Annotated in this window: 15 protein-coding genes; 9 read left to right on the plus strand and 6 right to left on the minus strand. The window is 64.4% G+C overall.

Annotation, left to right across the window (positions count from 1 at the left end):
- Positions 1 to 163: 163 nt before the first annotated feature.
- Complete coding sequence (locus tag OJ996_RS02910) at positions 164 to 2,062, plus strand: HAD-IA family hydrolase (RefSeq protein WP_264510956.1); 1,899 nt, start codon at positions 164 to 166, stop codon at positions 2,060 to 2,062.
- Here the strand turns inward: OJ996_RS02910 and OJ996_RS02915 are convergent.
- Positions 2,049 to 2,723 (minus strand): 3-keto-disaccharide hydrolase, encoded by a 675-nt coding sequence (locus tag OJ996_RS02915; protein WP_264510958.1) that lies wholly within the window; start codon positions 2,721 to 2,723, stop codon positions 2,049 to 2,051. The genes OJ996_RS02910 and OJ996_RS02915 overlap by 14 nt on opposite strands.
- Positions 2,724 to 2,923: 200 nt before the next feature.
- Here OJ996_RS02915 and OJ996_RS02925 point away from each other — a divergent pair, with 200 nt between their 5' ends.
- Entirely contained in the window at positions 2,924 to 3,535 is a 612-nt protein-coding gene (locus OJ996_RS02925; RefSeq protein ID WP_498049450.1) for an HNH endonuclease, read from the plus strand.
- A gap of 220 nt (positions 3,536 to 3,755) precedes the next feature.
- Here the strand turns inward: OJ996_RS02925 and OJ996_RS02930 are convergent, their stop codons facing one another.
- Together OJ996_RS02930 and OJ996_RS02935 are read right to left on the minus strand one after the other, a co-directional pair.
- Entirely contained in the window at positions 3,756 to 4,031 is a 276-nt protein-coding gene (locus OJ996_RS02930; RefSeq protein WP_264510964.1) for a hypothetical protein, read from the minus strand.
- A 159-nt stretch (positions 4,032 to 4,190) separates the two neighbouring features.
- The gene (locus OJ996_RS02935) at positions 4,191 to 4,988 is read right to left on the minus strand and encodes an MlaE family ABC transporter permease (protein ID WP_264510966.1); all 798 of its coding nucleotides are present in this window, start codon (positions 4,986 to 4,988) and stop codon (positions 4,191 to 4,193) included.
- Positions 4,989 to 5,064: 76 nt separating this feature from the next.
- Between OJ996_RS02935 and OJ996_RS02940 the strand changes: the two genes are divergently transcribed.
- From OJ996_RS02940 to OJ996_RS02965, 6 genes are read left to right on the plus strand one after another with little or no spacing between them, the layout of a single operon-like run.
- A complete protein-coding gene (locus OJ996_RS02940; RefSeq protein ID WP_425605538.1) occupies positions 5,065 to 6,111 on the plus strand; it encodes an AAA family ATPase in 1,047 nt (348 codons plus the stop codon).
- A gap of 15 nt (positions 6,112 to 6,126) precedes the next feature.
- Entirely contained in the window at positions 6,127 to 7,059 is a 933-nt protein-coding gene (locus OJ996_RS02945; protein WP_264510970.1) for a DUF58 domain-containing protein, read from the plus strand.
- A complete protein-coding gene (locus tag OJ996_RS02950; protein WP_264510972.1) occupies positions 7,060 to 9,888 on the plus strand; it encodes a PA14 domain-containing protein in 2,829 nt (942 codons plus the stop codon). It abuts the gene before it with no gap.
- Positions 9,885 to 12,296 carry a hypothetical protein gene (locus OJ996_RS02955; protein WP_264510974.1) on the plus strand — a complete coding sequence of 804 codons (2,412 nt, stop codon included), beginning with the start codon at positions 9,885 to 9,887 and terminating at the stop codon, positions 12,294 to 12,296. The genes OJ996_RS02950 and OJ996_RS02955 overlap by 4 nt, the downstream gene beginning before the upstream one ends.
- 21 nt (positions 12,297 to 12,317) lie before the next feature.
- A complete protein-coding gene (locus OJ996_RS02960; protein ID WP_264510976.1) occupies positions 12,318 to 15,731 on the plus strand; it encodes a hypothetical protein in 3,414 nt (1,137 codons plus the stop codon).
- The gene (locus tag OJ996_RS02965) at positions 15,728 to 16,780 is read left to right on the plus strand and encodes a prenyltransferase/squalene oxidase repeat-containing protein (protein ID WP_264510978.1); all 1,053 of its coding nucleotides are present in this window, start codon (positions 15,728 to 15,730) and stop codon (positions 16,778 to 16,780) included. The genes OJ996_RS02960 and OJ996_RS02965 overlap by 4 nt, the downstream gene beginning before the upstream one ends.
- 3 nt (positions 16,781 to 16,783) lie before the next feature.
- On the opposite strand, the gene OJ996_RS02970 is transcribed toward OJ996_RS02965, so the two are convergent.
- On the minus strand, positions 16,784 to 18,346 hold the full coding sequence (locus tag OJ996_RS02970) for an NAD(P)/FAD-dependent oxidoreductase (RefSeq protein ID WP_345783757.1): 1,563 nt from the start codon (positions 18,344 to 18,346) through the stop codon (positions 16,784 to 16,786).
- Between the two features lie 102 nt (positions 18,347 to 18,448).
- Between OJ996_RS02970 and OJ996_RS02975 the strand changes: the two genes are divergently transcribed.
- Positions 18,449 to 18,697 carry a glutaredoxin family protein gene (locus tag OJ996_RS02975; protein ID WP_264510981.1) on the plus strand — a complete coding sequence of 83 codons (249 nt, stop codon included), beginning with the start codon at positions 18,449 to 18,451 and terminating at the stop codon, positions 18,695 to 18,697.
- Positions 18,698 to 19,016: 319 nt separating this feature from the next.
- Here the strand turns inward: OJ996_RS02975 and OJ996_RS02980 are convergent, their stop codons facing one another.
- Both OJ996_RS02980 and OJ996_RS02985 read right to left on the minus strand, forming a co-directional pair.
- Positions 19,017 to 20,135: a PepSY-associated TM helix domain-containing protein gene (locus tag OJ996_RS02980; RefSeq protein ID WP_264510983.1), complete on the minus strand. Its 1,119-nt coding sequence runs from the start codon at positions 20,133 to 20,135 to the stop codon at positions 19,017 to 19,019.
- A gap of 245 nt (positions 20,136 to 20,380) precedes the next feature.
- The coding region (locus tag OJ996_RS02985) for an IS3 family transposase (protein ID WP_264510991.1) at positions 20,381 to 20,515 on the minus strand (135 nt) is incomplete at its 5' end.

The following is a 20,515-nucleotide window of genomic DNA, read 5'->3' on the forward strand; positions in this document are numbered from 1 at the left end:
AACAAAACGATACGGGGTATCTCTTTCTTACGGGTCAAGCCATCACTTCGTTTAGCCTGTCCCCCAAAGATGCGAGTGAACAATTTGTAAGATTCGCCACCCTCGGGCAGGGGATGCCTGCTTGCCACCGCCGCCGCGGCTTGTCATTCCATGCGGAGAACACGTGACCGAGCCCGCCATCGTACGCCGCAGCGTCGCCATCCGCCATCCGGTATGGTCCTCCTTTGGCCCCTTGGTCACGGCCGGGGTGGTGGACTTCATGCGCGGCCATGAAATGTGGCGCCTCGTCACCGGGAACCGCTCTTATGGCGAGATGGAAGCGGTTGAGATCGACCGTGGCTGGCATGGCGACGGGCTGATCCTTTTCCGCGCCAGCGAGGAAGAACTCGCCGCCTACCGCCAACGCGGGCAAGCCGTCGTGCTCACCAGCACGGAAGGTCCCGACCTCGGTTTCCCCCGCGTCATTCCGGACAATGCGATGATCGGTCGCATGGCTGCGGAGCACTTGATCGAGTGCTCCGTGCCGCACTTCGCCTTCCTCGCCCGCGGCGAGACCTTCTACCGCGAAGCGGAGTTTGCCCCCGGCCTGCGCCGCTACGCCCGCGAGCGCTTGGCCGGCTATCGCGCCCGGCTCGCGGAGTATGCCTTGGAACCCTCGGTGCATTACCTGAAGGGCCGCCCGCTTTGGAAGGAGCAGACATGGCGCGAGGTGGAGACGGAGGTGATGGCCTTCCTCGATCTCCTGCCCAAGCCCTGCGGCCTCTTCGTCGCGGATGATTCGCTCGGCGCCGTTGCCTTGCGCGCGGCGGATCGCCTCGGCCTCCTCGTCCCGGCCGAACTCGCCGTCATCGGCTTCGGAGACGACCCCGCCTACTGCTTCTCCACCTTCCCCGCGCTCAGCAGCATTCCCTATCCCGGCCGCGAGGTCGGTCGCATCGCCGCCGAGCTGCTCTGGCGGCAGATGAAGGGGGAGTCCGTCACTTCAGGCCGCACCGAGATCCCGCTGCAGGACACGATTCTGCGCGAGTCCAGCGACACGCTCGCCATCGCCGATCCTGACATCCGCGAACTCGTGCGCCTGATCCGCCTCCGCGCCCCGCACGATGCCCTTCAAGTCTCCGAGCTCGCCGAACTCAGCACGCTCTCGATGACCACCATCAAGTCGCGCTTCTCTAGCCTCCTCGGCCACGGCCCCAAGCAAGAGATCCAGCGCGTGCGCCTCCGCCATCTCCAGCGTCTGCTCGCGGATTCCTCGCTCAGCCTCGCCGAGATCGCCCGCCGCATGAAGTTCGGCTCCGCCCATGAGCTCAGCCGCTTCTTTCTCACCGAGACCGGCCAGCGCCCCAGCGACTATCGCGAGAAGCTCACGCTTTCCTCACCGCGCACCGGGACCAAGACCGTCATCTTTGACATGGACGGCACCCTCTTCGATACCGAGCCGCTCTACTGCGAAGCCTTCCGCGCCGCCTTCGCGAAACAGGGCGGCACCCTCGACCGCGAGGAGTACTTCCGCGAACTCATGGGCCGTTCAAACCTCAGCATCGAGACCTACCTCGCGGCCAAAGCCACCGGCAGCTTCGATGCTGCCCGCTTCTCCAGGGAATGGCGCCGCGAATGGAAGTCCATCCTCGCTGCCGAGCGTCTCGAAGTCCTCCCCGGCGTGAAGGAGCTTCTCGAAATGCTCGTCGAGCAAGGCGTCCGCATCGGTCTCGCCAGCTCCAGCGACCGCGAGGATATCGAGCTCAGTCTCGAAGCCGCCGGCCTCGGTAGCTACTTCCCGATCAAGGCGGGCGGCGACGAAGTGAAAGCCGGCAAGCCCGCCCCCGACGTCTATCTACTCGCTTGCCAGCGCCTCGGCGTCGAGCCCGCCACCTGCATCGCCATCGAGGACAGCCGCCATGGCAAGGCCGCCGCCCTCGCCGCCGGCATGGATGTCGTATGGGTTACCGGATTGCCAGACGCTCCCGAATCCCGGGTGCGGAAAGTAAAAACCCTCGCCGGTCTCGGCGAGGGTGATTGGAAAAAACTCTTGGGAAGTACGATGGATCTCAGAGTTCTTTGATCCGGATGTTCCGCCAGCGCACCTTGCAGGACTTGCCCGAGTGCACCTGCAGAGCGAAAAACCCTTCCGGGGTGAACTCCTTTGCCTCGTCGGTGTAGTCCACGCGTTCCTTGCCGTTCAGCCAGATCTGGATGTGCTTGCCCTTGCAGACGATGCGCACCTCGTTCCAGTCGTCCCACTTCGTCAGATCCTGCCCCTGCTTGGTAAAGTCGGCCTGCGCCTTCTTGTCCTCCTCGGTGTCCTTGTCGCCCTTCTTCGGCTCCAGCCAGCCGCGGCGCGCTTCATCGTAGAGGCCCGCCGTCCAGGCCCGGCCCTTGCCGTTGTCGTGTTCGCACTGGTAGCCGTACACCCGGCCGTCATTGCCCTCCTTCTGCAGCCCGCGGAACATCATCCCGGAGTTGCCGCTCAGGTCGTCGAACTTCATTTCGAAGCGGAAGTCGAAATCTTTGTACGTCTTCTCCGTCCGCAGGAAGGTGTTCGACTTCACGTTCTCGCCGAAGCCGACGATCGCGCCATCCTCGATCTTATATTCGCCGTTGCCGTTCACCCGCTTCCAACCGCTCAGGTCCTTGCCGTTGAAAAGTTCGGTGAAACCCGCCTCGACCGCATGGGCGAGGGGAGTCGCGAAAAGCAGGGTGCAAATCAGGGTTTTGAACTTCATAAATTTGTCAGACAACTTTTTTCATGCCGACGCCACCGCGCAAGCCTGAAATCCCAGACGCGCGGCTTCACTGGTAACTTTCATCCGGCCTCATACGGATTCCCGGATTGCGTGAATGCCCGTAAGTTCTTCGCCACCTACCTTTTCCTTGCGGCATGCGGCGTACCTGCTAGCTTCCGCGGCAATTACTGGGAAAAGGTATGGTAGGGCATCTTGACCATCCAGTCCTCGTCCTCAACCGGTTTTGGCAACCGGTGCATACCTGCTCCGTCAGACGCGCGCTCAAGCTTTTGTTCTTGGGGCACGCCCAGGTGGTGCAGACTGAAGGCGAGGATCGTTTCAGAACTCACGACCTTGGTTCGTGGGTAGAGCATTCGTCGCGAGAAATCATGGCGGAAATGATCCATACCGTGCGCCTCGCGCTGCGTGTGCCGAAGATCATCGTCCTCGGCCTCTACGAAAAGCTGCCCCGCATGGAGGTTCGCTTCACCCGCCGGAATGTCTTCCTGCGCGACAAGCACACCTGCCAGTACTGTGCCAAAATCTTCACCGAGGCGGAACTCAATCTCGATCACGTGATGCCGCGCGACAAAGGCGGGCGCACCACGTGGGAAAACATTGTCACCTCCTGCATCCGCTGCAATACGCGCAAGGCGAACAAGCTTCCGCACGAGGCGAACATGCATCCGCTGCGCAAGCCCGCCGCCCCGCGCTGGCGCCCTATGTTCGGGCTCCGGGAAAACGCGCACTCGGACGAGAGTTGGACCCACTTCATTGATCCGGATCCGGCGGGGGTGAGACTGTCGGCCTAGGCTTGATGCCGTTAAGGGCACGTTCTCGGAGAGCAATCCATATGCTCTTAAGCCCCGGTAGGGGCGACATAGATTAGCCGGTGGCGTGAGCCACCGGTATCCCGGGGGGCGGCAACCGAGTCCCGGCAGGGACGACACGGAGCCGATGACCCAGCGTCCACGTTCATCCCATACCGCTCGCACGCTTTGCCCACCGGATGAAGCAGCTCCGGTGTCGTCTCTACTTGGACTTCCTAGATGGAGGCTTCGCCGATGTAGGCGTCACCCCGGAGACAGGTCCGGAAGCACCGGAGGCTCCCCGGTCCTTAACGGCATTGGGCCCAAGCTCGCACCCCAGATCCGCGATACCCCGGCCCGCTAGGCCGACCGCCAGCCAAGCCGGCAGCGTGACCAGATCGTAAGTCACCGCCACCGGCAGGGCGGCGGTGGCCAGATCATTCTGGATCTCCTCCGCCCGCGTCTTCGGCTCCGGAAGCGTGAAGATGGCCGCGGTCATGCAGGACGAAAGGCAAGGAACCGGTAGGATTGCGGCGACCCAAGCTAAAAGGGCTTTTCTCCAGTGAGGCATGCTGGAGTTTTGCGGTTTCACCCTCAATGGGACGAATCGCAATTCCCGATGAATGCATCGGGATTATCGATGCCAAGCTGGCTCACGCTACTTCGCGCTCAGCCCTGCCGGGAAGATCACGTTTAGCAGCAGGGTCAGGAAGAAATTGAAGATCAGGATCGCCAGCGCGGAGTAGACCATCGCTCGCGTCGTGCTCCGCCCCACGCCCACCGCCCCGCCGCTCGCGCTCATCCCCTGGTGGCAGGAGATGCACACGATCAGGATGCCGAAGACCAAACCCTTGATCAGGGAGATCCCCACATCGCTCAGGTCGGTATACTTGCCCATCTGGTTCATCCAGTAGGCGGCGTTCACATTGAAGGGGCCCGTGCCCACCGCCACCGAGGCTAGGATCCCCAGCGCGGCAGATTCCCCGATCAGCAGCGGCATTGCGAAGAGCATCGCGATCAAGCGCGGGCTCACCAGGTAATCGACCGGGTGCACGCCCATCGAGCGCAGCGCATCCACCTGCTCCGTCACCCGCATCGTGCCGATCTCCGCCGCCATCGCCGCGCCCACCCGGCCCGCCAGCATCAGCGCCGTGATCGTCGGCCCCAACTCCCGCAGCATCGCCACGCTCACCAGAGCCCCCGCTCCGGTCTCCATCCCCAGCGTGCTGAATTGGAAGAGGGATTGCGCCGCCAGCACCGCTCCAGTGAAGGCTCCGGTGATCATCACCACCGGTTGCGAGCGGTAGCCGATCTCCGCGATCTGCTGCATCACCATCCACCAGCGGATCTTCCCGCGCACCAGCGAAACCGCGATCTCGGCAATCAGCATCGCGACCTCCCCGAGGTATTCGAGGAAGCCGGTGACCATGCCTCCGAGCAGCCGGAAAAGTCCCACGCGGCGGAGCCTAGGGATTGCCTCAGCGCTTGGCTAGCGGCGGCTGCCGCAAAAAGTCGAAACGAGTTTCAATCGAATGCAATTTGCCGTACACCCCCTGCGTAGAGCCGGGATCATGAGCAACGACGACAAAGCGGCAGTGGAGAAGCTTCATGCCACCTATGGGCGGATGAAGGATGAGCTGGGGCGCGTGATCGTCGGCCAGGACGCCGTCGTCGAACAGGCCCTCATGGCCATCTTCTGCCGTGGCCACGCGCTGCTCGTCGGTGTGCCAGGCTTGGCTAAAACCCTGCTCGTCTCCACGCTCTCCCGCGCGCTCCATCTCGGCTTCAAGCGCATCCAGTTCACGCCCGACCTCATGCCTGCGGATATCACCGGCACCGATGTGTTGGAGGTGGACCCGGAGACCGGCCGCCGCGGCTTCCGCTTCGTGCACGGGCCCATCTTCTCGAACCTCGTGCTCGCGGATGAGATCAACCGCACCCCGCCCAAGACCCAGGCAGCCCTGCTGGAGGCCATGCAGGAACATCACGTGACGGTGGGCGAGCACACCTTGCGTCTCCCCGAGCCCTTCTTCGTGCTGGCCACCCAGAATCCCATCGAGCAGGAGGGCACCTACCCGCTACCGGAAGCCCAGCTTGACCGCTTCCTTTTCAATATCCTCGTGGACTACCCCACCGAGGAGGAAGAACGCGAGATCATCCGCCGCGTCACCAGTCCTTCCGATACCACCATCACCCCGCTGATGAATGCGGAGGAGATCATCCATCTCCAGCAGGTGGTGAAGCGTGTTCCGGTCGGCGATCACGTCATCGACTTCGCGGCGAAGCTGGCCCGTGGCACCCGTCCCAAGGATTCCTCTGCCCCGGACTTCGTGAAGGAGATGGTCGGCTGGGGTGCCGGTCCGCGTGCCGGCATCAGCTTGATCTCCGCGGCCAAGGCCCATGCGGTTCTGCGAGGGCGCTTCCATGCCACCACCGGCGATGTCGCCGCCGTGGCCACCCCGGTGCTGCGACACCGCGTCATCACCACCTTCAATGCCGAGGCCGCGGGCGTGACCAGTGACGATGTCATCAAACGCCTCATCAAGACTCTCGCCCCGCGTGAGGAACTGGTCGTCTAACGGGAAGCCTTTCTGATGTCTTCGGATTCCCTCAAGCTTCCCGAGTGCATGCGTCTCCTGCCCGCGGAGACCATGGGCGTGATGAAGCGCCTGGAGTGGTACGCGCGCCGCCGCATGCAGGGCACGCTCACCGGGCGCCACAGCTCGCCGGACAAGGGCTTCTCGGTCGAGTTCGCCGAGCACCGCGAATACGTCCCGGGGGATGATCCCAAGGATCTCGACTGGCGCGTGATCGCGAAGAGCGATCGCAACGTCATTCGCCAGTACATCGAGGAGACGAACCTCCGCGCCACCCTGGCCATCGATGTCTCCGGCTCCATGAGCTACACCGGTGATTCCGCCGCCACGGTGGGGGATGTTCCTCTCTCGAAGCTGGAGTATGCCAAGCATCTCGCTGCGGCCCTCTCCTATCTCTTCGTGAAGCAGGGCGATGCCGCCGGGCTGGTGACTTTCGACAAGGAAGTCCGGGGCTTCGTCCGCTCCGGCAGCCGCCCGAGCCAAGTCCGGCGCATTCTTGAAGAGCTGCACGCCACCGAAGCCGGTGCGGACACCGACGTGGGCAAGGTCCTCCACGGCGTCGCCGAGCGCATCCCGAAACGCGGCCTCGTCATCCTCATCAGTGATCTCTTCGATGATCCGGCCAAGATCATCGAGGCTCTCCACCACTTCGATTTCCGCCAGCATGAGTTGGTGATCTTCCATCTCATGGCGGAGGAGGAACTCACCTTTCCCTTCAAGAGCTTCCAGCGCTTCAAGGATCTGGAGGGTATCGAGAAGATGCTCCGCATCGATCCGCAGGCCGTCCGCGCCGCCTATCTGGAGAAGGTGCGCGACTTCGTGAAGCGCATCGATGCTGCCTGCGGCAAGCTGCGTGCGGACTACGTGGCGGTGAACACGAAAACCCCGCTGCGGGATACCCTGCTGCGCTACCTGGGAGGCCGGAAGTAGATGCTCTTCCTCAATCCATGGTTGCTCGCGGGATTGGCGGGAGTGGGCATCCCGATCATCATCCATCTGGTCCGTCGTCAGGCCGCGAAGCCGATCGAGTGGGGCGCCATGCGCTTCCTCTTCGATACCGTCGCCATGCGTCGGCGCAAGATGGAGTGGGAAGATCTCCTGCTGATGGCCGCGCGCTGCCTCTTGCTGGCGCTGATCGCGTTGGCCTTGGCCCGCCCCTTTGTCCCGCCGGATTCCTCGGTGCCTTGGCTCTTCGTGCTGCCGGCCGCCTTGGTCGGCGTGGCCCTGCTCGGCGCGTCGTTCGTTCTCGCGGGGAAGATCCGCTGGATTCTGAAGTTCGTCGCGGTCGCCTTGCTCCTCCTCGCCGCGGGCCTGGTCTTCCTGGAGCGTTCTCTCAATCTCAAACGTTTCGAGGCCAGTGGTCGCCGTGATGTGGCTCTGGTGATCGATGCCTCGGCTTCGATGGAGCTTTCGCTTGATGGCCGCACGGTCTTCTCGAAGGCGGTAGAGGAGGCCAAGCAGCTCGTGAAGGAAGCTCCGCGCGGCACCGCCTTCCTCGTCGTGCTCGGTGGTCCGGCACCGGAGGCGAAGACGGCCGCCCCGCTCACCCACCGCGCCGATGTGCTCGGGGTGCTTGATTCCCTCCGTCCCGTCGGCGGGACCTTCCGGGCCCATGAGGCGCTCGGCATGGCCACTCTCGGTCTGGCCGAGGGCTCGAATGCCTCGAAGGAGATCATCGTCTTCACCGATGCCCAGCGCGGCGGCTGGCGCTTTGATAGTCCGAACGCATGGGATGGCCTCGGCGAGGCATGGCAGGCCATGCCTGCGAAGCCGAAGCTCGTCCTCCGTGATTTCGGCTCACCCGCCGGTCTGCGCAATGTCGCGCTGGCCTCGCTGGAGACTTCCCGCTCGGTCGTCGGCACCGATCGCGAGGTGACTCTGAAGGCCACGGTGGAGAATACCGGCACCGCACCGGTCACCCCCGGCCCGGTCGTCATCGAGATTGATGGCAACAAGGTCGGTGAGAAGCCTGTCGGTCTGCTCGTCGCCGGTCAGAAGGAAACCGTGGAGTTTCGTCACCGCTTCGCGAAGGAAGGACCGCGCATCGTGGCAGCCCGGATGGAGGCTCGCGATGACCTTGCCGCCGACGACAAGGCGGAGCGCGTGGTGAATGTCCGCGGCAAGCTCCCGATTCTTCTGGTGGATGGAAATCCCGCCGGTTCCTTTTTTGAGCGCGCCTCCGGTTATTCCGCCCTTGCACTTGCTCCGTCTCCGGATCTCCGGAAGGGAAAAGGTGCCGGTGATTCCTATCTCATGGATCCCGAAGTGGTTCCCGCCCCGGAGCTGACCGATGAGGATCTGGACGGCCGCGCCGTCGTGGTGCTCGCGGATGTTCCTCGCCTCCCGGAGCGGCTGGCCAGCTTGCTTGCGGGTCAGGTCGCGGATGGCACCGGCCTGCTCGTCATCGCGGGCCCGCGTTCGGAGGCCGCCTTCTTCAATAATTGGAAAGCCGCCGACGGTCCATTGCTTCCTCTCCCGATCGGCCATGTCGCCGTGGATCCCGCGGGCATCTCGCCCTCGCCCGCGACCTTCCTTCATGAATCGGTTGCTCTCTTCAAGGATGAGAAAAACTCCGATCTGTCGTCCGCCAAGGTCAAGCAGTGGCGCAAGACCGGCGAGGCTGCAGGCGGGGTGCAGGCTGCCGCCTATCTGAATGGCGATCCCTTCCTCGCGGCGAAGAACTACGGCAATGGTCGTACCATGCTCGCCACCTGCGCCTTCGATGCCCGCTCGGGGAATCTCCCCGCCCTCCGCGCCTTTGTTCCCTTGCTTCATGAATTGGTCACCTGGACCGCAGGCACCGGGGTCGAGCTGAATGTCGATCCGTCATGGAGTCCTTCCGTGGCCATCCATGGCGCCAGCGGCGGTCTCACCGCCTCTTACTACCGGAATCAGGAATGGCGCGGCAGCCCGACCGTGGTGAGGGTCGATCCCGGCATCGACTTCCGTTGGGGCAATGACAAGCCCATGGCCCGCCTGCCCAACGATCGCTTCTCGGTCGAGTGGCGCGGCCAGCTCGTGCCTCCCATGAGCGGAGAGTATGTCTTCTCTGCCGATGTGGATGACGAGATCGAGATCCGCCTCGGCGACCACGCCCCGCTGAAAGCGGACTACGGCACCGAGGAACTCGGACGTATGACTTTGGAAGGAAATGCCGCCGTGCCCTTCCATGCCAAATACCGCGAGGATGGCGGCGAGGCGAAGATCCGCCTTTTCTGGAATCCTCCGGGCGGTGAGAAACAGATCATCCCGGGCTTCGTCTTCCGCCCGGAGCGCGAGGAAGCAGGCGAGCCGATGCGTGTCCTCGATCCGCAGGGACTTGTCCGGGAGGCCCGCCTCAAGCCATCCCGCCGCGGCCGTGAATTGGCCATCGGTGGACCCTCCGTTCCCGGTGTCTATCAGGTCAGTGCGGATGAGGATCTGAATGATGCCTTGGGCTTCCCGGAAGGAAGCAAGCTGCCTGTCGCGGTTCTCCGCGATTCCGCCGAAAGCCATTTCGAGCCACGCAATCAGGACGACCTGAGTTTGATCCGTAAACACGCCGACCTGCTCTTGCCAGCTTCGGTGGAAGACATCCTCGGTGTCCTGCAGGGGAAGGGCTTCGGTCGTGAGATCTGGAAGCTCTTGGCCATCGCGGCCTTCATCCTCTTCCTCTTGGAGAGTGTGTTTGCACGCTGGGTATCTCGCTCCCGCCGCATGGCCGAGGATGTGCGCGTAAGTTTTGGCGATGAAGCCGTATGGGGAAGGGGGCTCAAATGAAAACTTTCCTCCGTCTCCCGGTCCTCTTCCTCATTCTCTGGGGGCTTCTTCATGCCTTGGGGAAGGTCGTAAGGCTCTCACCGGAATGGCCGGTTTGGTCCGTTGCGCTCCTCGGCGCATTCGTGGTTGAGCTGATCCTCTTTCTCTATCGCTACGAGTCGCAGGCAGTCACGCCGCGCCGCGCCCGCTGGATGATCTCTCTCCGTCTGGCCGCGCTTGCGGTCTTGATCTGGATCCTCGTCGAGCCGACCTGGATCCGCGAGGTCGAGCGCGAGCGCAACCGCGAGGTGGTGGTGGTGCTCGATGATTCCGCCTCGATGCATCTGCAGGATGACGGCGCTTCCGCCACCCGCCTCGCCATCGGCGAGCAGGCCCTGCAACAGTCGGGCATTCTCGAAAAGCTCGGCGAGGGCATGAAGATCCGCACCGTCCGTGCCGCCCGCAGCATGAAGCTCGAGGGCGAGGACAAGGCGGAAGGCTGGGGCGATGCCACCGACATCGCTTCCGCGCTCTCCACCGTCCTTGAACAGGTGCCGCCGGATGACTTGGCTGGCGTGATCATGGTGAGCGACGGTCGTCACAACCGTCCCGGCCGCGTCGAGGATGTGGCCCGCCGCTTCGGCATCCTGGATGCTCCGGTCGGCTTGGTCGCCACGGGCAGTGCTGAGCCTCCGCGCGATGCCTCGGTCCTGCAGGTGAATGCTCCGGAGGCGATCCATCTCGGCGATCGCATGCGCGTCACCGCCGCCTTGAAGTTCGACGGCTACAAGGGCAAGGAGGCCAAGGTCCGCCTCATGCGCGGCGAGGACATCGTCGAGGAACGCGGGATCCCGATCCCTCAGGATCACCACCGCGAGGATGTCCGCTTCACCACCATCCCGGAAGAAGGCGGGGTAGGGGGATACCGCATCGAAATCGCGGGTCTCGATGGCGAGCGCTTTCCGGAAAATAATGCCTGGGAGTTCGAGACCTCCATCACCGATGCCCGTACCAACGTGCTCATCGTCGATAGCACCCCGCGCTGGGAGTTCCGCTACCTCCGGAATCTCTTCTACGGCCGCGACAAGTCGGTGCACATGCAGTATGTGCTCGTGCATCCGGACCGCATCGCGGATCAGGAAGACGAGTTGATTCCTGCCTCCGCCACCCGTCCCTTCGGCGATGCCCAGGCCACCCGCCTCCCGGCGACCGAGGAGGAGTGGCGGAAGTTCGACGTGATCATCCTCGGCGATGTCGATCCCTCTTCGATCAGCGATTCGCAGTGGCAGATCATCTCCGGCTGCGTGAGGGATCGCGCTGCCTTGCTAGTGATGATCGCCGGACCCCGCGCCATGCCCCACTGCATCACCGCCCAGGCGGGGCGCGAGCTCGTCCCCGTCGAGACCTACGAGGCGAATCGTAATTTCTACACCGCGAAGGAAGAACCTTTCCGCTTCGCCCTCACCGCGGAAGGTCGCAATCACCCGGTAACCCAACAGGCCACCGGCGAGACCGCGAACGACATCATCTGGGCTGGCTTCCCCGAGATCCCCTGGCGTCAACCCGTGCGCTCGTTAAAAGACGGCGCGGAGGTGTTGCTCACCGCCGCCGGTCCGGACTCCGGAGACAGCGTCGGCGGTGGCGAGGACCTGAATGCCGCCCTCGACGCCCTGACCAAGCGCCGCGAACGCGAGGCCGCCTCGGCCCTCCTCGTCACCCGCCAGACCGGCAAGGGCAAGGTCGCGCTTCTTCTCACCGACCGCACCTGGCGTCTTCGCGAGGGCGCGGGCGATCTCTATCACCACCGCTTCTGGGGCAACCTCGTCCGCTGGGGCGCAGGGCCCACGCTCCGCGCCGGTGCTTCCCGCGTCCGCCTCGGCACCGATCAACTCACCTACACGGCGGACGACCGGATCAAGGTTACCGCCCGCCTCCGCGATGCGAACCTCAGCCCCGTCGCCGACAGCGACCTGAAAGCCGAACTCTTCCGGGATGGCCAGATGATCTCCAGCACGCCGATGACAACGGTCGAGGGCTCGAACGGCTTGCACGAAGTCGACCTCCCCGCGCTTCCTCACTCGGGCCGCTACGAAGTCCGCTTGCGCGGCCAGGAGGCCGACCGCCTGATCGCCGAGGATGGCGGCAATGCCGTGAGCGCCGGCTTCCGCGTCGTGGGCTCGCGCGGCCCCATCGAGCTTGCGGAAACCACCCTGAACATGCCGCTTCTCACCACCGTCGCGGACCTCTCCGGTGGTCGCGTGGTGAAGCCCGAGAACGTGGGCGACCTCGCCCCGCTCTTCATCAAGGAAACCAACGCCCGTAAGGAAGTGCGCGAAACCTCCCTCTGGGATAGCGGTCTCGTCCTCGCCCTTTTTGCCTGCCTTCTCGCCTCCGAGTGGGTTATCAGAAGGGGTGGCGGCCTCCCGTAAATCTCAGTCAGCAAGAATCTCATGAGCACAGAGCAAGCCAGGCAGGATATCGAGAAGCGGCTCGCCATGGTTCGGGCAAGCATCCGCCGCGCCCAATTGCAGCGCGCCGCACTCCTCGTCGCCACCATCACGATCGGCGGTCTGCTGGCAATCATGGCGGCGGATCATTTCCTCTCCCCCCTCCCCATGCCCGCCCGCTGGGTGCTCTTCGGCCTTTGGCTGGTCGCGGTCCTCTCGGCCGTTGCGGTCGCTGCCCGCCCCCTCATGCGGAAGATCGGCTTGGTGCAGGTCGCTCGCTGGATCGAAGGCCGCCACCCCGAGATCGAAGAACGCATGAGCACGGTGCTCGAACTTTCCGGCGGCGATGCCAATGCCTCCGCAGGCCTGATGGCCGAACTCGCCCGCGCCGCTGGCGATGATGTCGGCAAGGTCGATCCCCGCGCCGAGCTCAAGCTCGTGGGTGCCGGTCGCCGCTGGGTGAGGCCGGCCGCCGTGCTCGGCATCATGCTGCTCATGCTCTTCGTCCTCTGGCCGAAGGAAGCCGCCCGCCTGATGGTCCGCGCCGTCGCTCCCTTCAGCACCCTAGGCAATGCCGCAGCCGTGAAGTTCAAGGTTGATCCCGGCGATATCGAGATGCTCGAAGGCGATGCCCTGCAGATCGATGTCAGCTACGAAGGCCAGGCGAAGAGCCTCGACCTCGTGATGGAGATGCAGAACGGCTCGGAGATAGCCCAACCGATGCAGCCCTCCGGCGAACGCTGGAGTTATCGCATGGACCCGGTCCGCGAGGGCTTCCGCTATCGTGCGCGCGCTGGTCGCGGCGAGAGCGATCGCTTCACCGTGACCGTCTGGCCCTCCCCGATGATGCTGGAGCCGCGTGTCCGCCTCGGCTTCCCGGAATATTCCGCTCTCTTGCCGGAAGATCTCCCTCTCGGCCGCGGCGTGGAAGCCGTTCGCGGCACCACGGTCGTTCTAACAGGAAAGCTGAACACTGCGGTGGAAGAGGCCTGGCTGGAACTGGACGGCAAGCGCACCGTCGAAGGCAAGGTGGAAACGGATGCCGCCGGCGGCCGCCTGAACTTCGAGTGGACGCTCGGCGAGAACAGCAGTGGCGAAGCCGTCGTGCGCCTGAAGCATCGCCTCGGTCGTGAAGTGGAGGCGCTCCGTTTCCCGGTCCGCGTCTTGGAAGATCAAGCCCCGCTGGTCCGCTGGCTGAGCCCGATGGCGAAGGAACTCCGCGTCCGCCCCGACGAGCTGTTAGGCTTTCGCTACGAGGTGACGGAAGACTTCGGCTTGGCCGCGCTCCAATTGGAAACGAAAACCTCGGGCAAGGAGCAAGTCCGCCTCGAACAAGTCCTGCCCGAGAAGCTCCCCGGCTCGGTGAAGCCTCATCGCTTCCGCGGGGAAGGGGAGATCGCAGTCGGCGCACTCCGCGAGCGCTGGCCCAATGCCAACGAGATCCGCCTCCGTGTCCGCGCCGTGGATTCCCGTCCGAAGGAACTGGATGGTCCCGGAGTCGGCCATAGCGAATGGCTTCTCCTCCGCATCGATCAAAGCGCCGAGTCTCTCGCCCGTCAGGAAATGCGCGCCGAGCACGATGGAGCCCGCGAGACCATCGAGAAAGCCATGAATGCCACCCGCGAGGCCCGCGACCGCATGGACTGGCATCGCGGCGAGATGAAGAACGAGGAACTTAGCAAGGATGCCAAGAAGCACTTCGAGGAAGCTCGCGACCGCCTCGCCGAAGCTCAGGAGAATTTGGAGAAGCTCGCGGAGCGCATGCAGGACAGCGTCCACGGCGAGAAGGCGGACGAAGTACGGGAAGCATCGGAGCAGGTCGCCGCCGCCCGCCAGGAACTGGAAAGTGCCCCCTTGCAAGATGGCCAGCAGCGCCGCGAGGAGAAGCTTGATGGCGCCAAGCAGCAGGCCGAAGCCGCCATCAAGAATCTGGAGGAAGCCCGCCAGCAGATGGACCGCGACCGCCAGAAGATTGAGGAACTCGCCCGTCTTCAGGAACTCGCCCAGCAACAGCGCGAGCTCGCCCGCCAAGCCGAGAACCAAGCCACCGCTTCCACCGAGAACAAGCCGCTCACCCAAGAATGGCAGGATCGCCAGCGCCAGGTCGAAGAACAGCTCCGCCAGCAACTCCGCGAACAACCCCAGGCCCGCGCCGAGGTCATGAAGGACCAAGCCACCGAAGCCCGCGAACTCGCCCAGGAGGCCAAGCAACTCAGCGAGGCCCAGCGTGCGATGGAAGAGCAAGCCAAGCAGACTCCCGCAAACACCCCCATGCCCGAGCAAGCCGTGCAGCAACTGCGCGAAGCCCTCGCCAAGGAACAATCGAAGATCGCGGAAGAAACCAAGCAACAGCTCGCCGAGGCCCGCCAAGAACTGAGCGAAACCGCCGACACCCTCCCCAAGGCCGAAGCCGCCACCCAAGAAGCCTCCGAGGCTCTAACCAAAAGCCAAGACCAAGCCGCCGCCGAGTCCGCCAAACAAGCCTCCGAAGCCCTCAAGGAATCCCAAGCCCAAGCATCGGCACAAGCTCAACCACAGCAAGCCCAACCCGAATCCTCGCCATCGCCACAAGGCAGCCCCGAAGCAAAGCAAACCGCCGAAGCCGAACGCGCCACCGAACTCGGCCAGCTCGCCGAGCGCCAGGAGCAAGTTGCCAGCGCCATGCGGTCCCTCGCCGAAGGCAAACCCGCTGAGGCCATGCAAGACCTCCGCGAACTCCAAGCCGACGCCGCTGCCGAAATGGCCCAAGCAATCGCCGAGCTCCCCCAAGCCGAAGGCTCCGGCCACATGAACGAAGCCCGCGAGACCTCCCGCCAAGCCGACGAGCAAGCCAAGTCCGCCGCCGAGCGCAGCTCCGAAGGCAACACCCCCGAAGCCGCGAACCAACACCAGCAGTCCGCCAACAATCTCCAGCGCAGCGCCGATGCCCTCGGTCGCGCAGCCGAGGACTTCGACCGCCAAGCCCAGCAAGCCCAAGGCCAGCAGCCCGAGCAACATCGCGCCCCGATCCCCCCGCAAGACCTCGCCCAAGCCTTCCAAGCCGCCTCCCGCGCCAGCGGCGAAAAGCAAGCGGCCACCCAATCCGCCAGCCAAGCGAGCGAAGCCGCCCAAGCCCTCTCCCGCGCCGCCCAGTCCGCCCGCAGCAGCATGCAGGGCAACTCTCCCTCGCAGCAAACCGGCACCCCCATGCCCGGAATGCCCGGCACCCAGCCCGGCGAAAAATCCGAGGAAGGCGAGCGCCCGCCCGAAGCCGATCCCGGCGTCCCGCCCGAGCTCGCCAAACTCGGCATCAGCTCTGCCGATTGGGAAAAGATCCAGGCCACCCTCAAGTCCGATGTCGGCGGCGGCAGCACCGGCGTCCCGGAAGAGTATCGCGGCCTCGTGAAGAAATACTTCGAAACCATGAGCGACGAATGAGACTCCTCCCGCTACATCTCCTCCTCGCCGCCACCCTCGGCCTCTGCGCCCAGGAGCCCGCCGATCCCGTCTTCGCCGAGTGGCGCGACCGCGTTGACCCCGCCGTCGAGAACGCCCTCGAGTACCTCGCCCGCGTCCAGCGCGACGACGGCTCCTACCCTGAAAGCTATGGCGACTCCACCGGCATCCCCGCCCTCGCCGGCATGGCCATCCTCTCGAAGGGCCACCTCCCCACCGAGGGCCCTTACGTCGTTACCCTGAACAAGTGCATCGACTTCGTCCTCGAGAACCAGCGCGACACCGGCCTCTTCGAGAAAGGCAACGCCGGCAGCGGGCCCATGTATGCGCACAATATCTCCACGCTCTTCCTCTCGGAAGTCAGCGGCATGGTCGATCCTGCACGCCAGGAGAAGATTGCCGCCGCCCTGCCGAAGGCCCTCAAGCTCATCCTCCAGGCACAGGCCGTGAAGAAGGACGAGCGCCATCAGGGAGGCTGGCGCTATCACCCCGGATCCACCGATAGCGATACCTCCTGCAGCGGCTGGGCCCTCATGGCCCTGCGCTCCGCCAAGCTCAATGGCGCCGCCGTGCCGGACAACGCCATCGCCGATGCCATCGCCTACCTCGCCCGCCACCAGGACAAGAAGGAAGGCCACTTCGGCTACATGGATCGCAGCGATCACGCCCGCTCTCTAACAGGCATGGGCCTCCTCTGCCTCGAGCTCGGCGGCAAGCACGGCAGCCCGGAGACCGTCTCCGCCGCGGACTACGTCATGAAGACCTTCCGCGATCTCCCCGGCGACCAGTTCGAGTTCTACGGGAACTACTACAATGCCCAAGGCACCTTCCAGATCGGCGGCCGCTATTGGAACGAGTACGCGAATTGGATGTACGAGACTTACTTGAAAAAGCAGCAGGAAGACGGCTCGTGGAACAGCCGCGAGGCCGGTCGCATCTACGGCACCACCATGATGGTCCTTGCCTTCACGGTGCCCTATCGCCAGCTCCCGATCTATCAGCGCGACGAAACCGTCGGCGAGGAAGAGTAGCGCTCACTGCGCCACCGCCTCCGCCACCCGCATCCCGTCCAGCGCCGCGCTCACGATTCCCCCGGCATAGCCCGCACCCTCCCCGCAGGGGAAGAGTTGCTTCACCTCCGGATGCTCCAGCGTGTCGTCGCGCCGTGGAATCCGCACCGGCGAACTCGTCCGCGTCTCGAAGCCTAACAGCAGCGCCTCCTTTCCCGCGTATCCCGGGATCTTCCGGTCGAAGAGCTTCAGCCCCGTCCGCATCCGGCTCACCACACCCGCGGGCATGATCTCGTGCAGCGGCGCGGGATTCCCTCCGGGGAAGTAACTCGTCTCCGGCAGATCCGCCGAGATCTTCCCGGCCAGGAAATCCGTCACGCGCTGCGCCGGTGCCACCTGGCCACCGCCACCCGCCTGCTTTGCCGCCACCTCCAGCGCCTTCTGATACGCGATCCCCGAGAGCACCCCGTGCTCCGCCGCAAAGCGATCCGTATCCTCCGGCTCCACCGTCACCACCAGACCGGAGTTCGCGAAGGGCGAATCCCGCCGTGCCAGGCTCATCCCGTTCACCACCACCTCGTCGTTCTCCGTCGAGGCCGGCACGATGAATCCGCCCGGACACATGCAGAAGGAATGCACCCCGCGGTCCTCGATCTTCGTCGCCACCGCATAGCGCGCCGCAGGCAGCAGGTCCGGCCGCGGCTCATCCCTCTTGAGGTGATACTGCTTCGCATCGATGAATGGCTGCGGATGCTCGATCCGCACTCCCACCGCGAACGGCTTCCGCTCTAACAAAATCTTCTTCGCCGCCAGCAGCCGGTAGATGTCACGCGCGCTGTGTCCCGTCGCCAGGATCACCGCCTCACCCGTGATCTCCTCGCCCGCCGCCGTCACCACGCCATGCAGGCGACCCTCGCGCAGGATCAGGTCCACCACCTTCGTCTGGAAGCGCACCTCGCCGCCTCCTTCCAGGATGGATGCCCGCATCGCCTTCACCACGTTCGGCAGCAGGTTGGAGCCGATGTGCGGGTGCGCGTCCGTCAGGATCCGCTCGGGCGCACCATGCGCCACCAGGATCTCGTACACCCGTGCCACCGGGCCGCGCTTCGTCGCCCGCGTGTAGAGCTTGCCGTCGGAGTAGGTCCCCGCACCCCCTTCACCGAAGCAATAGTTGGAGTCCTCGATCACCGTGCCCTGCCGCAGGATCGGAGCCAGGTCGAAGCGCCGCGCGGAGGCATCCTTGCCCCGCTCCAGCACGATCGGCTTCATCCCCAGCTCCAGGCAGCGTAGCGCTGCAAACATCCCGGCCGGCCCGCAGCCCACGATCACGATCGTCTTTGCATTCGCCGGCAGGGGAGGAGTGGACCATGCCGGCGCGGGCTCATCCGGCAGCGGCTCGTCCACCGCCACCTCCAGCCGCACCTGCACCTTCACCGCCCGCTGCCGCGCATCCAGGGAGTGCTTCAGCAGCCTCACTCCCGTCACACGGGTCGGCGGTAGCCCCAGCTTCTTCGCGGCGGCAGCTTTCCACGCGGCTTCGTCCTCGGAGGCTTCGAGGGGCAGGATGAGGTCGACCGTCTCGATCATCGGAGCCGCGTCATCGCAGGCCTGCGGGCGGAGGGCAAGCTCCGGCACATGCGGGGTTGCCCATCTCCGCTTCCCCTGTAGCGTCCCGCACCTGCCAATCCCATGCCAGACCTACCCATTCTCTACATCAAGCCCGGCTGCCCTTGGTGCGAAGACGTCGTCGATTTCCTCAAAAAGAAGAAGGTCGCCGTGAAACACGTCGTCGTCTCCGGCAACCGCGAAGCCATGCAGGAAATGATCGATCTCTCCGGCCAATCCAAGGCTCCCACCATGGACTGGCATGGCGAAGTCCTCGCCGACTTCGGGGTCGAGGAACTCGTCCCCTTCCTCGAAGAGCGGAACGTCATCTAATCACGCCAAGCTACCTCCTTCTTCCCGCGGCGTAGCCGCCTTGGACTGCGTGCAGCCTGCTGCCGCTTTCCGCAGGCAGCCTGCTGCCGTGAAGCAGTGGGCACGGCCACGGGCAATCCCCGCGAGCGCACCGAACCATGACGCAATCCTAGGTAACCTCCAAGAAAAGACCGGTGCCCGATAGGGGCACAAGGAGCCCGCCCTCCGCCAATCAATCCCCGCACCTCAACAAACCCGCGCCGGCCCGCCATCCCTCCGGCCACACTTCATTCGTCATTCGAAAATTCGACATTCGTCATTCGTCATTCGTCATTCCACCTCACTCTCCCCGCTTCCTCCACCTCCCGAACCTCCGCACCGCCAGCGCGATTCCGGTCCACACCAGCATCACCGCCGCGATTGCCGAAAGCGCCGCCAGCACCTGCCCCGGCCATCCGCCTGCCTCGCCCGTGTGCACCCATCGTGCCCACTGCCGCGCACGCTTCCCGCTGCTCATGCTCTCGAAGGTCTCCAGCTTCACCACCGAATTGCTCGTCAGATCCACCGTCAGCGTTTGCTTCAGATCCGGCCGTCCCCGGTGACTGTCGGACACCACGAACACCGCATTCTTCCCCGCCGGATACTGGAACTGGATCGATTCCCACTCCTTGCTCAGCCCCACCGCTTGGGCATAGGCCGCATCCCACCCGCTCATCGTCTCCGTCCATCCCGCCTGCGGCGGTGGCGGCGGCTTCGGGCCTTGGGGTGGGGGCGTGTCACCCATGGCGCGGAATAGCAGCGCGTTCGCCCAAGGGTAGGCGATCACCAGACCCGTCCCGCAGATCACCAGCAGCGGCAGCGCGAACCAGATTCCGAAAACATTGTGCCAGTTCCACTCCCGCGCCCGGCCTTTCATCTGCCCTTGGAAAGTCAGGATCGGCTTCAGTGCCCGGCCGCTCCAGTGTTTCGGGATCCAGATCACCAGCCCGCTTAGGATCAAGAAAAAGAACACCAGCGCCGCCGCCGAATTGATGCTCTGCCCCAAGTCCTTCGCCGACCCTTGGAATGCCAGCCAGCGGTGCATCGAAGTGACGAACTGGAAGAACCCCCGCATTCCCTTCGCACCCTCGCCCAGCACCTTCCCATCGTAGGGGTTCAGGTAGAGCGTCTTCTCCTTCCCATACATCACCGCCGTCGGCAGTTCGGGATCGGATTCGATCACGATCGCCGTCGGGGCCTTCGCCGGTTCCGCCACGCGGAGTACCGTCAGTGTCTCCTCCACCCCCAGCTTCCGGCCCTCTGCCGGCATCGCTAGCGCGAACCCGTTGGCTGCGGTCGTCATCTGCCGCTCGAAGGAAATGATCACCCCCGTCAGCGCGATCAAAAAGATCAGCACCCCGGCCACAACCCCACCCGCAAGGTGGAGCCAAAAGAAAACGGAACGAATGCGTCGGAACATGGCGGCCCCGCTCCCTGAATCCTCCTCCGCCCGGAAGCAATCCAAATGACGCATCAGGCAGGGACCGCTTGCCGGACGGTCAGGCTGATGGCGCTCCGCCTCATCCGGGAACTCCAGAGCGCCAAAGGGGCGGCAATGAGAAAGCCCAGGGTAAGGAGCAACGCGACGCAACCCTGGGTACACCACCAAGAATGATTGATGCCCTGTATGATCTTACTTTGAAAGCGCGGACACGGTTTCGGGGGTTAGCTGTGGTTGAGGGATTGTTCGTATTCCACGGGCGATTGATAGCCCAGCGAGCTGTGGAGGCGCACCGGGTTGTAAAAGGTTTCGATGTAGTCAAAGACCATCAGCCGTGCCTGCGCGCGGGTGGCGGGGAT

It is taken from the genome of Luteolibacter rhizosphaerae, from assembly GCF_025950095.1.
In the GTDB taxonomy this organism is placed as follows: domain Bacteria; phylum Verrucomicrobiota; class Verrucomicrobiia; order Verrucomicrobiales; family Akkermansiaceae; genus Haloferula; species Haloferula rhizosphaerae.